Genomic DNA, 16,115 nt, shown 5'->3' with positions numbered 1-16,115 from the left:
TCAGCCTCCTTGGACCAGAGCGAGGGTGCCGACCGGTGTGCAACGCCAGTGTCCGTTGCTCAGGTCGGCCAGGCGGGTAACGGCGCGCTCGATGCCGTCGGCGAGTTCGTTGACGTCGGGCGCGGCGTCGTAGTCGCCGATGATGCCGAACGCGAGGTGGTCGGCGTAGCTGAGGATCGCGATGCCGGTTCGCAGCCTAAGTGCCAGTGGCGGAATCGGCAGCAGCCGAATGACTTCGCGCCCCTTGAGCCGCATCCGCTTGCGGGGGCCGGGCACATTCGTGGCCAGTGTCACGATGCCGCGCTGGGGGAGCCGGGTCAGGGCCCGAACCGCCCACGCCGTCAGCGGGAACGGAATCGCGTTGGCCGCGGTGAGGAAGAGGTTTCCGGCCTCGCGCTGTCCGCTCGCCTTGGACTTGCCCAGTCGTGCGTGCACGGTTTGCAACTGCTGGATCGGGTCGTCCTTCTCGACGGGGAGGTAGGGCAGCATCACCGATACCCGGTTGTCGGGTTCGCCCGCCGCATCGGCGGACCGCACCGACACCGGCACCAGGGTGCGCAGCGCCGTGCGCCGGGGGTTCTCGCCGCGGCGCAGCAGGATGGTGCGGAAGCTGTCGGTGATCGCCGCCAGCGCAACATCGTTGACCGTGACGTCGAACCGCTCACAGATGTGCTGCACCTCCGGCAGCGACACCTCGACAGAGGCGTAGCGGCGCATGTCGGTCACCGGACCGGTCAGCGACGACGGGGAGGCCGGCCGCAGCAGCCCGCCCGCGATCTCGACGGCCCCGTGGAGTGCCTGGGTCGCGGTGGTGGTCACGTCGCGAGACGTCCGCCACGCAGATGCCATCCAGTCGACCGGATTGAGCGAAAGAGCGGGAAGGCGCCAGGGTTTCGGCCTCGGTTGGGCGCCGCTGAGCGCCGTTGCGAACGTCTCGGTGCCCTGTCCGTCACACAGATGGGCGAGCAGATGCGTGGCCGCGACCCCGTCGGCGATGCAGTGGTGGATCTTCATCAGCATCGCCCACCGGTTGTGGGCCAGGCCGTCGACGACCCAGCACTCCCACAGAGGCCGCTCGCGGTCCAGGCGCCGCTCCATCACTTCGGCGGCCCAGCGGAACAGCGCGGCATCGTCGCCGGGGCGGGGCAGCGCCGCCCGACGGATGTGATGGGAGACGTCGACCCCCGCGTCCTCCACCCACTCCGGTGCGCCGAGGTCGAGTGGATGGGTGCGCAGGATCTGCCGGAAGCGCGGGACGGCCATCACGCGTTCGGTGAGATCGGCGACCAGGGAATCGAATTCAGGCATCGGCCCGGCGAGCACGGCGATCGCCCCGATCGCAAGGCTCACGTGAGGGTCGGAGTCTTCGGCGTGTAGGAATCCCGCGTCCAGTGTGGTGAGCTGCTCCATACCCTTACTGTCGGCGACCGGCGGATGTGGCAGTAGGGCCTTAGGTCCCTACTTCGCCCGTGATCAGCGCGGCGGCATGCCCGCCACGAGGGGTGCGTCGGCGCCGACCGGGCCGAGCTTGGCAGCACCGCCCGGAGAACCCAGGGGCGCGTCGCGGCCCGGCAGGACCCCGGTGAAGAACGCGGCGTTGTCGGCGAGGTGGCCGTGCTCGTCGTCGGGCAGATCCGTTTCGAAGTAGATCGCACCCTCTTCGCACGCCAGCCTGCACGCGCCGCAGTCCACACACTCGTCGGGATTGATGTAGAGCGACCTTGCGCCTTCGTAGATGCAATCGACCGGGCATTCGGGGACACAGGACTTGTGCATCACGTCCACACACGCACTGCTGATCACATAGGTCATGGCCGCAGTGTAGGAACGGTCGGCCGCGCTCGTCGTGGGTCCAAGGCCTGCGGAATCGAGGACCAAAGTCCCTGCCGCCGTACACGCGGTATCGCTCCGCCGGTCCGTCGCGGGAGTGATACTGAACCATTGTGGCGGCTGAACGGGCCGAGGCTGCTCGGCCCTCCGGATACCGGACGACCCGGATGGAAGCGTTCAGCGATGGTGTGTTCGCCATCGCGATCACACTGCTGGTGCTCGAGATCGGTGTGCCCGACGACTCGGCGGCTGACCTGCTGGGCGCCGTGGTCCGCCAATGGCCGTCGTATCTGACTTACCTGGTGAGCTTCTCGACGATCGGCGCGGTGTGGCTCGAACACACGGTGATCACCGAGTTCCTGAATCGGGCCACCGCCGCGCTCATCCGACTGAACCTGCTGCTACTGATGCTCGTTTCATTCCTCCCGTTCCCGACTCGGCTGTTGGGCGACTACATGGGCGAAAGCGATGCCCAACGGGTGGCGGTGACTGTCTACGGCATCAACCTGCTCCTGGTGTCGGCAGTGGTATCGCTGATGTGGCGTTATGCGGTGTGGCAGCGCTTGATTCGGACCGAAGTGGCCGACGCGGACGTCAGGCTCATCACCAAGAGGCTCACCCCGGGGCTGGCCGGATATGCCGTGTTCATCGGGGTCGGGCTGTTCTTTCCGATCGTTGCCGTATTCGGCTACCTGGTGATCGCGGTGTATTTCATCGTTCCCATCGCTGCGCTGCGGGGAGCCAGACGCGCAAGCCGATTGGAGGAGTGAAAACGACAGCGATGACGGATCCCATGACCCGTGCGCACGGCCTGTTGCGCCAGATGACGGTCGACGAGAAGGCGATGCAGCTGTCCTCGGTGTTCCCGCTGGCGCTCTTCACCCCGGAGGGGATCAACCGCAGCCGGCTCGACGCGTTGCTCGGAAACGGCATCGGGCATGTCTGTGCTCTGGGTTTGATCGGACACAAGGCACCCGAAGTTCTCGCGAAGGCGACCAACGCGATTCAGCGTTACCTGGTTACCGAGACGAGGCTGAAGATTCCCGCGATATTCCACAACGAGGCGATGAGCGGTGTCGTGGCGCCCGGCTTCACCGCATTCCCGACTCCGATCGCGATGGCCGCGACGTGGGACACCGAGGCGGTGGAGGAGATGACGGGTCTCATTCGCCGCCAACTGCGGTCGGTCGGCCTGCGCCATGCGCTGGGGCCGGTGATGGACATCGCTCGCGATGCCCGTTGGGGCAGGATCAGCGAGACGTTCGGCGAGGACGCCTATCTCGTCAGTGCGATGAGTGTTGCCTACACACGAGGTCTGCAGTCGCACGACCTGGTGCGTGGCGTGGCCGCGACCGGTAAACACTTCATCGGCTATGCGGTCACCGAGGGCGGGCAGAACATGGCGGCGACCGCGATCGGGGCCCGCGAACTCTACGACGTCTACGCCCGGCCGTTCGAGGCCGCCATCCGGTTGGCGGGGCTGGCCAGCGTGATGCCCAGCTACAGCGAGTTCGACGGTGTGCCGGTCTCCGCCTCGCACGCGGTGTTGACGGCCCTGCTCCGCGACAAGCTGGGTTTCACCGGGACAACGATTTCCGACTATGTCGCGGTCGGCTTCCTACAGACGCGGCAACGGGTGGCCGAAACCGCCGAGGACGCCGGTGTTCTCGCGCTCATGGCGGGGATGGACGTCGAGACTCCGGAAGTCTTCGGCTACGGCGAGGTGTTGGCGAATGCCGTGCGCAACGGCAGGGTCGCTGAGTCGGTGCTCGACCGGTCCGTGCTGCGGGTGCTGCGCGACAAGTTCGCGCTCGGACTCTTCGACGATCCGTACGTCGCCGAGGACCCGATCGTCATCGACACCGTCGCGCGTGAGGGCGCCGATCTTTCGGCCGGGCTGGCCGGGCGGGCCGTGACGCTCCTCAAAAACGACGGCGACCTGCTGCCGTTGAGCCGAGACCTGGGGCGGGTCGCGGTCATCGGCCCCCACGCCGATGATGTGGCTGCGGGGTTCTCGACCTACACGTTCGCCGACGCGGTCAAGATGTTCGAGGTCCGTGCCACCGGTGGCGAGATCGCCATGGCGGGTATGGAACTCGGCGGCGAGGTTCCACATGAAGCGCTCATGGCGATCGCGAGTGAACTCGGGCCGGTGTTCGCGACCGACCGGCGCGCCTATATCGAGTCCAACTACTCGGCCGTTTCGCTCGCGGACGCCGTCCGAGAGTTGTTGCCGCATGCGGAGGTGCTCGCCGTCGCCGGCACGGGTGTGACCCCGACCGAACCGGTTGACATCGGGGCCGCCATCGCCGCGGCCGGGGATGCCGACGCCGTCATCCTGGCGGTCGGCGGACGATCGTCGTGGTCCGGTCAGCGCACCGAGGGGGAGGGGTCGGACACCGCCGACATCGCACTGCCCGCGCAGCAGGTGGCGTTGATCGAGGCGGTCAGCACGCTGGGCAAGCCGACCGTCACCGTGCTGTCGATGGGCAGGCCGTATGCACTCGACGGCCTCATCGACGAACTGCCCGCGGTGCTGACCGCGTATTACGCCGGCCCGTATCAGGCGACCGCGATCGCCGACGCGATCTTCGGAATCACGAATCCCGCTGGGAAGCTTCCGTTCACGATGCCGCGACATGTCGGCCAGGTGCCCATTCATCACGCCCAGAAGACCGGCAGCGGTTACCGACGCACCGACGCCGACCCCCACAGCGGCTATCTCGACATGGCGGCCACGCCGCTGTTCGGATTCGGTCATGGCCTGAGCTACACCACGTTCGCCTACGGTCCGCTGGAGCTCGCGAGCGACACCGTCGATGCGGGCGGCGCGGTGACCGCGGCCGTCGCCATCACCAACTCCGGGCAGCGACGCGGGTCCGATGTCGTGCAGCTGTACGCCGCCGACACCGCGACCGGTGTCACGTTGCCCGCCCAACAGCTCGTCGGTTTCACCCGTGTCGACCTCGAGCCGGGTGCGTCGAAGTCGGTAACGTTCACGTTGCCGTTGAGTGTTCTTGCCTATACCGGGGTTTCGGGCGAACTCGTCGTGGAGCCGGGTCCGGTGGAGTTGAGCGTGGGCACGAGCTCGACGGATATCCGAGCCCGTGCCACAGTCACCGTCACCGGTGGCACGCGCACCTTCCGCGGCGACGAGCGGGCGTTCTTCTCGTCCGTGGCGGTCGGCGCCTGATTCAACGCCTGGCCCGGGTGTGCAGCGGCGCGTCGTAAACGGAGGCCAGCCGGCCCAGCGTCAACGCACCCAGCAGCAGGCCGAAGTCGCGCAACGCGACGTCGTAGAACCCGGGGTAGGTGACCAGGTTGACGATGATGCCCGCGAGCCAGAGGGCGACGACGTACGCGGCGTATCGCGGTTTGACCGCGACCGCGATGCCGGCGACGATCTCGACCACGCCGACGATCAACATCGTCTGGTGCGCGGTGAACGGGCTGATGTCAACGATCCACGGCGCGAGGTAACCCTCCCAGTCGGTCAGTACGTTGGTGAACTTGTCGAGGCCCATCACGATCGGCAGCACCGAGAACCCGATCCGCAGGATCAGGTAGGCCGCGTAGACGGGATCGGTGCGGGCGCGCAGCAGCGGGCTCGCCGAGTGGTCGGTTGATGGCGCATTCGAGGTGGTCATGGTGCCGTTCCTTTCTATAAATAAATGTTATATCTTTTAGAGCACACCCTTTGCCACGGTTTGTCAAGAGTTTTTGGTGATAGAATTTGGGCGTGGTCTCACAGTTCGCCGACCCCGCCTCTTTGGCGGCGCTGACCAGCCTGGACGATCCGATTCGCCGTCGGCTGTACGAGTTCGTCGTTGAGCGCGACGAGCCGGTCTCCAGGGAGGCGGCCGCCGCGGCGATCGGCATCGGCCGCACCCTGGCCGCCTATCACTTGGACAAGCTCGCCGACGGTGGGTTGCTGGCCGTCAGCTATCAGCGCCCCGCCGGCCGTGGCGGTCCCGGCGCCGGACGGCCGGCCAAGCTCTACGCGAGGACCGCCGACGAGATCGTGGTCAGCGTTCCACCGCGCGACTATCTGCTGCTCGCTCGGCTGCTGGTCTCGTCGATCGAGCAGGATGCCGGAGGCGCGGTGCGCTCGGCCCTGGGCACGGCCGCCCGCGAAACCGGGCGCCAGGCCGCGGTCGACGCCGACGGTGATGTGGTGGTCGCGCTGCGCGACTGCGGTTATCTTCCCCAGTCGGATGCCGACGGCGGTATCACCCTGCGCAACTGCCCGTTTCACTCGGTGGCCAAGGACCACCTGGAGGTGGTCTGCGGGCTGAACCTCCAGCTCGTCGAGGGTGTGATCGATGGCAGCTCAGCACCCGACGCGCGCGCGGAGCTCAACCCTTCAGAAGGCCGGTGCTGCGTTCTGGTTCACGGCGCAACGGGTTGACACCCTCCTGAGCGCAGATCACCAACCGCGGCGGTGCGGGCGCGAACCGACCAGCTCACCCTTGTCGACGACATCGCGGCTGCGGTAGACGATGTAGGGCCGGAACAGGTAGCCGATGGGTGCGCTGAACACATGGACCAGCCGCGTGAACGGCCACAGGCAGAACAGCACCAGCGCGATGATCACGTGGATGTGGAACCACAGCGGCGCCTGGGCCATCAGGTCGCCGCGTGGTTGCAGAATCCAGATGGACCGGAACCAGGGCGACACCGTCTGCCGGTAGTCGTGTTCGGCGCCGACGGGCGTCGCACCGATCAGGGTGCACGCGAGGCCCGCCACGATGGCCATCACCAGGACCAGGTACATCACCTTGTCGTTGGCGGTGGTCGCGAGGAAGACCGGGCCGGTGGTGCGGCGGCGGAACACCAGCAGCGCGATACCCGTCAGCGTGGTGACGCCGGCGATCGCGCCGAGCACCATCGCCTGGAGGTGATAAGCGTGATCGCTGAGTCCGATTGCGTCGGTCCATGATTCGGGAATCACCAGACCGATGATGTGTCCGACGATCACCACCAGGATGCCGAAGTGGAACATCGGGCTGCCGATGCGCAACAGCCGTGATTCGTACAGTTGCGACGAACGGGTGGTCCAGCCGAACTTGTCGTAGCGGTACCGCCACCAGATCCCGACCGCGACGATCGCCAGCGTCACGTAGGGCACCACGTCCCAGAAGATCTCCCAGCCTGACATGTCAACCTCCTGGTGCGCGTCGTGGCGGCACGGTCAACGTAAACGGTTGTAAACCAACCGATTCGGCGGGCGGTCCGGCAGCGGCAAGTCGCTGAGCCCGTTGAATGTCCTGTTCGGTACGGACCGGAAGCGTTTCGCAGACGGCCGCCACGGCGTGTGCGTACGGCGATGCGGACTGCTGCAACGCATCGCAAAGCAGGTCGATCGGGGCACGGTGCTCTATGAGCAGACGCCGTCCCGCACCGGGGTCCACGGTGGCGGCGAACTCGAGTACCACGGGCAGGTAGTCGGGAGCCTCGCGTTCGGGCGGGCTGACGCCCGCCTCCCGGTAGGTGCGAGCGAACGCCAGCATGTGGTTGCCGCGGTTGCGGGTGTCGCCCGCCGTCCAGTACGTCAGGTACATCGTGGTGCGCCTTCGCATGTCGAAGGTGTCCACATAGTCGACCTGCGCTTGCATCGGGTCCTTGGTGCGCAACGCCGCGATCGTGCTGGCGAGGAGGTCTGCGGTCGCGGCGGGAAGGTGCGTCAGCAGTTCCTCGACGGTGGCCAGCCGCTCGGCCTGCTGGTCGTCCGGATAGGTCAACAGCAAGGCGGCCGCCTGCCACACGAGGCGGTGCTCGAGGGTCGACTCCCGTCTGCTCCTGAGCAGTTTCATCGGTCCGCGCTCCGCTCGGGAAAGATCCCGCTGGGTTCGCCCCTGCCGTCCCAGTTGAGCAGGTTCACCCGCGACGGGCGGGACTCGGTGACCGCGATGCCCTCACTGGTCTGCCGGTGATGCAGCGCATGGAAGCTCTCCACCGCGACGGGCACCGGGCCACCGCTGGCCTCGCCGAACGGCCCCGACTCGTACATGCCGGGTCCGCCCTCGAACGACAGCGAGCAGCCCGGTTCCTCGAGCGCCTGCGACTCGAGGGCGTGGGCATCGGCGACGTAGGCGGTCGGAATGACATAGCGCTCTTCGTATTTCGCCAGTGCCAGCAGCCGGTACATCTCGTAGATCTGCTCTTCGGTCATTCCGACCGCCTGCGGGATGTGGGGCTGGGTCTCCCGGCCCAGGTTGATGTCGCGCATGTAGGACCGCATCGCGGCAAGCCGCCGCAGCACGCCTTCGACCACCGCGGTGTCCCCGGCCGTGAACAGGCCGGCGAGGTACTCGATCGGAATGCGCAGCGCCTCCAAAGCGCCGAACAGGTTTCCGAGCGCCTCACCGTCATGGCCGTCGCGGGCGACCGCGTCGACCACGGGGGACAGCGGCGGGATGTACCAGACCATCGGCATCGTCCGGTACTCGGGATGCAGTGGCAGCGCAACCTGATAGCGGTGAATCAGCGCGTACACCGGCGAACGCTGGGCGGCCTCGATCCACTCCTCGGAAATGCCCTCCGCGTGGGCGCCTGCGATGACCTCGGGATCGTGCGGGTCCAGGATGATCGACTTCTGCGCCTCGTAAAGGTCGGTGTCGTTCTCCGTCGCCGCCGCCTCGAGCACCCGGTCGACGTCGTAAAACACCAGACCCAAATACCGCAACCGGCCGACGCAGGTCTCCGAGCACACCGTCGGCAGCCCCACCTCGATACGCGGGTAACAGAACGTGCACTTCTCGGCCTTGCCGGTCTTGTGGTTGAAATACACCTTCTTGTAGGGACATCCGGACACACACATCCGCCAGCCACGGCAGCGGTCCTGGTCGACGAGCACGATGCCGTCCTCGGAACGCTTGTAGAGCGCCCCGGACGGGCACGACGCGACACACGAGGGATTCAGGCAGTGCTCGCAGATCCGCGGCAGGTAGAACATGTACGTCTGCTCGAGTTCGAGGCGGACCTGCTCGTTCACCTTCTGCAGCACCGGATCTCCGGCCACGATCTCCGGTGAGCCGCCGAGGTTGTCGTCCCAGTTCGCCGACCACTGAACCTTCATCGGTTCACCGCTGATCAAGCTGCGGGGTGGGGCAACCGGCATGTGCTCACCCAACGGCGCGTTCGTCAGGTTCTCGTAGTCGTAGGTCCACGGCTCGTAGTAGTCGTTGATGCTGGGCATCTTCGGGTTGGCGAAAATCCGCAACAGCTTGCTCAGCCGCCCGCCGTCGCGCAGCCTCAACCGACCCCTACGGTCGCGTATCCATCCGCCACGCCACCGCTCCTGATCCTCGTAGGTCCGCGGATAACCCTGGCCCGGACGGGTTTCGACGTTGTTGAACCAGACGTACTCGGTGCCGGGCCGGTTGGTCCATGCCTGTTTGCAGGTGACCGAGCAGGTGTGGCAGCCGATGCATTTGTCGAGGTTCATCACCATCGCCATCTGCGCCATGACTCTCATTCGTAGACCACCTCCTGGTTGCGACGCCGCACCACGGTCACCTCGTCGCGTTGGTTGCCGGTCGGACCGAGATAGTTGAACGCGAACGCCATCTGCGCGTACCCGCCTGCCAGATGGCTCGGCTTGATCAGCAGCCGGGTCAGCGAATTGTGGATACCGCCGCGCTTCCCGGTGGTCTCGCTGAGCGGCACATCGATGGTGCGCTCCTGCACGTGGTAGACGAACACCACGCCCTCGGGCATCCGATGCGACACGATCGCACGGCACACCAGCACACCGTTGCGGTTCACCGCCTCGACCCAGTCGTTGTCGCGCACCGATATCTTCGCCGCATCGGCCGGGCTCATCCACATCGTCGGCCCACCGCGCGACAGCGACAGCATGAACAGGTTGTCCTGATACTCCGAGTGGATCGACCACTTCGAATGCGGGGTCAGGTAGCGCACCGTCAGTCCCACACCGTCGTGATCACCCACCGCCGACGCACCGAACAACCGCGACATGTCCAGCGGCGGACGGTAGACCGGTAACTGCTCGCCGAGTTCCTCCAGCCAGTCGTGGTCCAGATAGAAGTGCATCCGGCCGGTCAGCGTGTGGAACGGCTTGAGTTCCTCGATGTTGATGGTGAACGGCGCGTAGCGGCGCCCACCGGTCTCGCTGCCCGACCACTCCGGGCTGGTGATCACCGGAACCGGCCGCGCCTGGGTGTCGGCGAACGTGATGCGGCGCTCCTCACTGCCACCGGCCAGATGGACCAGTCGACGCCCGGTTCGCCGCTCCAATTCGCGGAACCCCTCGACCGCCAGCCGGCCGTTGCTGGTGCCGGACAGTGCCAGGATCGCCTCGGCCATCCGTTCCGCGGTGTTGATCGCCGGACGGCCTTCTGCGCGACCGGAGCTCATCACACCGAACTTGGCCGCGAGTTCGTCGACCTCCTTGTCGGGTCGGACGGTGACACCTTTGGTGGTCAGCCCCAGTCTCTCGACCAGCGGCCCCAGCGCCGCCCACTTCTGGGCGATCGCCGGATAGTCACGCTCCACCACGGCGATCGGACCCATGGTCTTACCGGGTACCGGGATGCTCCCGTCGGTCCGCCAATCCTGCTCGACACCACCGGGATACGCCATCGCGCCGGGAGTGTCGTGCTGCATCGCGCCGAGCACCACGTCGGTGCGCACCCCAAGATGTTTGGCCGCCAGCCCGCTGAACACCCGGGCGATCGCACCGAACGCCTCGAAGTCGGAATGGGTTTCCCACGGCGGGTCGACGGCGGGGTTGAACGCGTGCACGTACGGGTGCATGTCCGTGGTATTCAGGTCGTGTTTCTCGTACCAGGTGGCGGCTGGCAGCACCACGTCGGAGAGCAACGTCGTCGACGTCATCCGGAAGTCGATCGACATCAACATGTCGAGCTTGCCCTCGGGGATGTCGTCGGTCCACGGTATGTCGTTGGGCCGCACCGCCTCCGGTGTCGGCTCAGCCTGAAGGTTCGAGTCGGTGCCGAGCAGATGACGCAGGAAGTACTCGTTGCCCTTACTCGACGAGCCCAGCAGGTTGGCCCGCCAGACCGACAGCACCCGAGGCCAGTTCGACGGGTTGTCCGGGTCGGTGACGGCGAGTTTGAGCCCACCGTCGGCGAGCTTCTCGGTGACGTAGGTGGAGATGTCCTGTCCCGCGGCGCGGGCCTCGTCGGCCACGTCGAGGCTCGAGCGGTCGAACTGCGGATAGAACGGGCTCCAGCCCATCGCCGTTGATGCGGCGAGCACGTCCATGGTGTGGCGGTCCCTGAACCGGCCGCGGCCCAGAGGGCTGGACAGCGCGTCGGCCCGGTAGCCGTCGTAGCGCCACTGATCGGTGTGGACGTACCAGTACGAGGTGCCCGGCATCTGTCGCGGCGGCCGCGACCAGTCGGTGCCCATCGCCAGCGCCGACCATCCCGTCACCGGGCGGCACTTCTCTTGTCCGACATAGTGTGCCCAGCCGCCGCCGTTGCGACCCATCGCGCCGGTGAGCAACACCAGCGCCAGCACCGCCCGGTAGGTGGCATCGCCGTGGAACCATTGGCATATTCCGGCGCCCATGATGATCATCGACCGGCCGCCGGACTCCTCGGCGTTACGGGCGAACTCGGTGGCGATCCGAATGGCTTGTGACGCAGCCACTCCGGTGATCGACTCTTGCCACGCGGGGGTGTAGGGCTTGGGATCGTCGTAGCCGGTCGGCCAGTCACCGGGTAGGCCTGGTCGGGCCACGCCGTACTGGGCCAGCATGAGATCGAACACCGTGCACACCAGGTGTTCGCCGACCCGTCGCACCGGCACGCCTCGGGTCAGCGTTTCGCCGTGGCCGTCGAAGGTGTCGAATCGCGGCAACGCCACTTCGGCCGTTTCACCGCCCTCGGTGAACAGCACCGTCAACGCCGGTACGAGATCACCCAGTTCGAGGTTCCACTTGGTGACGCCGTCGTCGCCGAAGCGGAATCCCAGTGAGCCATGCGGTACGGCCACGGAGTCGGTCGCCGCGTCCAGCAGCACCGGTTTGAAGGCCGCGTTCTCCTGTGCCGCCGCTTCACCGCCGAGGTCGGCCGCGGTCAGGTTCTTACCGGGAACGAGCCTGCCGTCGCGGTCTTCGAGCTTGACCAGGAAGGGCAGGTCGGTGAACTTGCGAACGTAGTCGACGAAGAACGGAACGCGCTGTTTGACAAAGAATTCCGAAAGCACGACGTGGCCCATCGCCATGGCCAACGCACCGTCGGTGCCCGCGGCGCACGGCATCCACTCGTCGGCGAACTTGGTGTTGTCGGCGTAGTCGGGGCTGACGCTGACGACCTTCGTGCCGCGGTAGCGCACCTCGGTCATCCAATGCGCGTCCGGTGTGCGGGTGACCGGAACGTTGGAACCCCACATCATCAGATACGAGGCGTCCCACCAGTCGCCGGATTCCGGTACGTCGGTCTGGTCGCCGAAGACCTGCGGGGAAGCCACGGGAAGGTCGGCATACCAGTCGTAGAAGGACGTCATCACGCCGCCGAGCAGTTCGATGAACCGCGATCCCGCGGCGAAGGAGACCATCGACATCGCGGGGATGGGGGAGAACCCCGCAATCCGGTCGGGCCCGTACCGCTTGATCGCGTGTATGTGGGCCGCGGCGATCATCTCGGTCGCCTCGGCCCAACTGACCCGCACCAGACCGCCTTTACCCCTTGCCCGTTGGTAGCGCCTGCGGCGTTCGGGGTCGTTCTGGATGTCGGCCCATGCGAAGACCGGATCGGACAGACGCGACTTCGCCTCGCGGTACATCCGGACGAGTTCGCCACGCGCGTACGGGTAACGGACCCGCGTCGGCGAGTAGGTGTACCACGAGAACGCCGCACCGCGCGGACAGCCTCGCGGCTCGTACTCCGGCCGGTCCGGGCCCACCGACGGGTAATCGGTCTCCTGGGTTTCCCAGGTGATGATGCCGTCCTTGACATAGATCTTCCAGGAGCACGAGCCGGTGCAGTTGACGCCGTGCGTGGAGCGGACCACCTTGTCGTGGCTCCACCGGTCGCGGTAGAAGATGTCGCCTTCGCGGCCGCCGCGGCGGTGGATGGTCCGCCCGTCGTCGGAAGCCTCACCGGGAGTGAAGAATCGGCCGCTGCGTTCGAGCAGTTCTTCGATCGGGCCGCCGATGTGGGGCGGGGTGATCGTCACGGTGTGGCCTCCTTCGGTTGCGGCTCATGAGCGTGCAGCCGCAGTGCGGTGTAAGCGAACGCGATCAACGCGGTCACTACGAGCAGGATCAGGCCGACCGAGTAGTCGTTATCGACCGAGTCATAGGTCGAGCCCATAACCAGCGGCGGGAAGTAGCCGCCCAAACCACCGGCGGCCGAGACGATTCCGGTGATGGACCCGACGGACTTCGCAGGTGAGCGGCGAGCCACCCATGCGAACACGCCGCCGGTGCCGATACCGAGGAACACCGCCAGCGCGATGAAGGTGGCGGCCGACCACACATCCGGCGGCGGCTGCAGCATGGCGATCAGCGCCATCAGCGCGGTGCCGCCGAAGGAACACAGCACGACGTACTTCGGCGCGATCCGGTCGGCCAGCGCACCACCGACGGGACGCGCGAGCACGGCCGCCAGCGCGAACCCCGCCGTGCGCGCGCCGGCGTCGACGGCCGAGAAGTGGTAGATCGTCTTGATGTAGGTGGGCAGATAGTTGCTGAACGCCACGAACCCGCCGAACACGATCGCGTACAGGAACGACATCTCCCAGGTGACGCGGAGTTTGGCCGCTGCCTTCAGCTTGGGCATCACCCGATCGGTGTTGGGCGCGAAGGTCGGTGAGTCGTGCATCAACACCAGGCACAGCGCCGCGGTGATCGCCAACGCGACCGCGATGATCACGTGGGTGGGGAAGAGCCCGAACCAGCCGACGAACCGGGGCGTGAAGAACGCCGAGAGCGCGGTGCCCACCATGCCCATCCCGAAGACTCCAGTGGCGAATCCGCGCCGCGAGGGGTCATACCAGTTGTTCGCGAACGGGATCCCGACGGCGAAGATCGTGCCTGCGATGCCCAGGAAGAAGCCGCACACCAGCAGCATCGGATACGAGCCTGCCGACCCCGCGGCGCCGACCGCCAGCACCGGGATGATCGAGACTAAAGAGATCGCGATGAACAATGCGCGCCCGCCGAACCGGTCGGTCAGCGAACCCACGACTATCCGGCCGAGTGCGCCCACCAGGATCGGTGTGGCCACCAGCATCGAGGCCTCGGAGCTGCTCAGCGACAGATCGCCCGCGTACGTCGTCGAGAGCGGGCCGATCAAGTTCCATGCCCAGAAGTTGATGGCCGAGACCCAGGTGGCCAGCGCTAAGTTGATGCCCCGCCGCGCGCCGGTGTGCGGCGTCGTAGTCGCCGTACTCACTCACCCAGACAACCACGTGGGAAAGGCGCCCGTGTGACTTTCGGCTGACGCGCTGCAACACAACGACGTTCAGACGACTCTAGCCGCTCAGCGACAAGCCGGCCGCAACGGCGAAACCCAGCACCGCGGCGAGACCCGCTTGGTCTCGAGCTTTCTCGGTGGCCTCGGGGATCATCGACGTGACCAGCATGACCAGCAACGCGCCTGCGGCGAAACCGTCTATTCCACTTTGTAATTGGTTGCCCGCGGTCTCCTGAAGCTGGTAGCCGGCCAAAGTGGCGAGCGCGCACAGCAGCGCGACCACAACCCAGCCCAGAACGATCCGCTGCCGGGGCGTGCCTGCCGTCTTCAGGTCGCTGGCCGACCCGATGGCCTCCGGGAGGTTCGAGACGAAGATCGCGACCATCAGCGACACACTCACCTCGCCGCCACCGGCGATTCCGATACCCAGTACCGCCTGCTCGGGTATGCCGTCGAGCAACGCGCCCAGCGCGAGGGGTAGTCCGGCAGCGGCGCCGCCGCGGCCGCCGATTCGGGCGACCCCCATGTCGGCGAGAAAGAACGCGATGCCGCCGACCGCCAGACCGAGCGCCACCGGGACGGCTCCGCCGACACGGATACCCTCTTCGGCCAGTTCGAACGAGATGCTGGCCACCAACGCTCCGGCGCCGAAGCCGAGCACCAGCCCGATGAGCCGGGCGTTCCAGTCGCGCACGACCCCGGCCAGTGCGCCGATGATCAACGAAGACGCCGCAACGCCGCCCCAGAGCAACGCCGTGAGCATCGTCCCAGCTTAGGCGCGAATTCGCCTGCGGTGCTTGGTCGGGTCGTGCTGACCGGCGAGTGTCAGCCCGAGTATCGACATGACGACACCCAGGCCGAACCACATCCAGTCAAACGCGTTGGCCACGGCGTATCCGTACGCGAACAGCGCGAAGTAAGCCAGTCCAGCGCCGAGGAAGTACGCCCGAGCGGCCGCGTACGTGCGTGCCATCAGCAGCCCTAGCGCGCCGATCACCAGGTTGGCCACGTTGCCCAGTCCGGACACCGAGATCATGCCGAGCAGGCTGGCGCCGGATCGGTGGTCGGCCCACGCCAGCCGGTCGTAGTCCTGGGTCACGCCCGGTATGAAGCCGAGGGCGCCGAGGAGGAACAGGGCGACGCCGGCGATCACCGCCGCCGCCTGCACGGCCATGTACTTCGGTGGTCTTGCCATCCCTCGCCTCCGTCCAAAGCCGTTATTGACGGACTCGCAGGTGATACCCGCCGGGGGTCGTCGCTAACCGGCGCGATGCGGCGTCGACGCCTACCGCGTGTTCCGGCCCAACGCGGTGTTGGCGTCGCGGCGGCGCGACAGCAGCACGCCCAGCGCGATCATGCCGACCCCGAGGAACAGATGAAGCCAGTTGTCCGCGGTGTTCAACGGCACGAAGTTCGCCGCGCTGTCATGGTCGATGACCAGGCCGTACAGGAAGAGCAGCAGGTAGATGACGCCGCCGCCGATCAGGTAGATGCGGGCTGCGTCGAATGTGCGCGCCATCAGCACGCCGGCCACGCCGAACAGCAGGTGCACGATGTTGTGCAGGATCGAGACGTTGAAGATCCCGAGCAGCATGGCTCCGGAGTGGTGCCCGGCGAACGTCATCGTGTCGTAGTTCGTCGTGATTCCCGGGATGAAGCCCAAAATGCCGACCAACAGGAACACTGCGCCGACGGCAAGTGCGGCCTTCTGAACATGTGAGCCGTACCGGGAGGCGGCCGTCGGGCCCGGTGGGTGGCTGCTGACCATGATGAGTTCCTTTCCTCGAGTGAGCGCAGGGCTACCCGCGGAAAGGCGGCGCAAACGTAGACGCGCGTAACGAAATCGGCACGGTAGAGGCCGCGGCTCAGGCTCTT

13 protein-coding genes and 1 pseudogene are annotated in these 16,115 nt (G+C 66.6%); 3 read left to right on the top strand and 11 right to left on the bottom strand.

Features of this window, described 5'->3' with window-relative positions:
- Together CEX88_RS07740 and fdxA are read right to left on the bottom strand one after the other, a co-directional pair.
- On the bottom strand, positions 1-1,410 hold the full coding sequence (locus tag CEX88_RS07740) for a WS/DGAT/MGAT family O-acyltransferase (protein ID WP_094293024.1): 1,410 nt from the start codon (positions 1,408-1,410) through the stop codon (positions 1-3).
- 63 nt (positions 1,411-1,473) lie between these two features.
- Entirely contained in the window at positions 1,474-1,812 is a 339-nt protein-coding gene (gene fdxA, locus CEX88_RS07735; RefSeq protein WP_094293023.1) for a ferredoxin, read from the bottom strand.
- A gap of 131 nt (positions 1,813-1,943) precedes the next feature.
- Between fdxA and CEX88_RS07730 the strand changes: the two genes are divergently transcribed.
- Both CEX88_RS07730 and CEX88_RS07725 read left to right on the top strand, forming a co-directional pair.
- Positions 1,944-2,600, top strand: a complete 657-nt coding sequence (locus CEX88_RS07730) for a TMEM175 family protein (protein ID WP_126315822.1) — start codon at positions 1,944-1,946, stop codon at positions 2,598-2,600.
- Between the two features lie 11 nt (positions 2,601-2,611).
- The gene (locus tag CEX88_RS07725) at positions 2,612-5,023 is read left to right on the top strand and encodes a beta-glucosidase family protein (RefSeq protein WP_094293120.1); all 2,412 of its coding nucleotides are present in this window, start codon (positions 2,612-2,614) and stop codon (positions 5,021-5,023) included.
- A gap of 1 nt (position 5,024) precedes the next feature.
- Here CEX88_RS07725 and CEX88_RS07720 read toward each other — a convergent pair whose 3' ends face one another.
- A complete protein-coding gene (locus tag CEX88_RS07720) occupies positions 5,025-5,477 on the bottom strand; it encodes a DoxX family protein (RefSeq protein WP_068194789.1) in 453 nt (150 codons plus the stop codon).
- Between the two features lie 92 nt (positions 5,478-5,569).
- Here CEX88_RS07720 and CEX88_RS07715 point away from each other — a divergent pair, with 92 nt between their 5' ends.
- Positions 5,570-6,238: a helix-turn-helix domain-containing protein gene (locus CEX88_RS07715; RefSeq protein ID WP_094293021.1), complete on the top strand. Its 669-nt coding sequence runs from the start codon at positions 5,570-5,572 to the stop codon at positions 6,236-6,238.
- 18 nt (positions 6,239-6,256) lie between these two features.
- Here the strand turns inward: CEX88_RS07715 and narI are convergent.
- From narI to CEX88_RS07675, 8 genes and pseudogenes are all read right to left on the bottom strand, one after another.
- Positions 6,257-6,991: pseudogene (gene narI / locus CEX88_RS07710) on the bottom strand (respiratory nitrate reductase subunit gamma); the annotation flags it as partial.
- Positions 6,990-7,643, bottom strand: coding sequence for a nitrate reductase molybdenum cofactor assembly chaperone (gene narJ / locus CEX88_RS07705; RefSeq protein ID WP_094293019.1), 654 nt, complete (start codon positions 7,641-7,643; stop codon positions 6,990-6,992). The gene narJ and the pseudogene narI, both read right to left, overlap by 2 nt.
- Entirely contained in the window at positions 7,640-9,307 is a 1,668-nt protein-coding gene (narH, locus tag CEX88_RS07700; protein WP_094293018.1) for a nitrate reductase subunit beta, read from the bottom strand. The genes narJ and narH overlap by 4 nt, the downstream gene beginning before the upstream one ends.
- Positions 9,304-12,999: a nitrate reductase subunit alpha gene (locus CEX88_RS07695; RefSeq protein WP_202931400.1), complete on the bottom strand. Its 3,696-nt coding sequence runs from the start codon at positions 12,997-12,999 to the stop codon at positions 9,304-9,306. The genes narH and CEX88_RS07695 overlap by 4 nt, the downstream gene beginning before the upstream one ends.
- Positions 12,996-14,174, bottom strand: coding sequence for a nitrate/nitrite transporter (locus CEX88_RS07690; RefSeq protein ID WP_202931407.1), 1,179 nt, complete (start codon positions 14,172-14,174; stop codon positions 12,996-12,998). The genes CEX88_RS07695 and CEX88_RS07690 overlap by 4 nt, the downstream gene beginning before the upstream one ends.
- Positions 14,175-14,298: 124 nt before the next feature.
- The gene (locus CEX88_RS07685) at positions 14,299-15,003 is read right to left on the bottom strand and encodes a ZIP family metal transporter (RefSeq protein ID WP_094293016.1); all 705 of its coding nucleotides are present in this window, start codon (positions 15,001-15,003) and stop codon (positions 14,299-14,301) included.
- A gap of 9 nt (positions 15,004-15,012) precedes the next feature.
- Positions 15,013-15,435 carry a DUF4383 domain-containing protein gene (locus CEX88_RS07680; RefSeq protein WP_094293015.1) on the bottom strand — a complete coding sequence of 141 codons (423 nt, stop codon included), beginning with the start codon at positions 15,433-15,435 and terminating at the stop codon, positions 15,013-15,015.
- A 90-nt stretch (positions 15,436-15,525) separates the two neighbouring features.
- Positions 15,526-16,008: a DUF4383 domain-containing protein gene (locus CEX88_RS07675; RefSeq protein WP_094293014.1), complete on the bottom strand. Its 483-nt coding sequence runs from the start codon at positions 16,006-16,008 to the stop codon at positions 15,526-15,528.
- Positions 16,009-16,115 lie beyond the last annotated feature (107 nt).

The organism is Mycobacterium neumannii (genome assembly GCF_002245615.1).
Classification (GTDB): Bacteria; Actinomycetota; Actinomycetes; order Mycobacteriales; family Mycobacteriaceae; genus Mycobacterium; species Mycobacterium neumannii_A.
The sequence above is the reverse complement of the archived record's forward strand: the minus strand, read 5'-3'. Positions and strand labels throughout refer to the sequence as shown.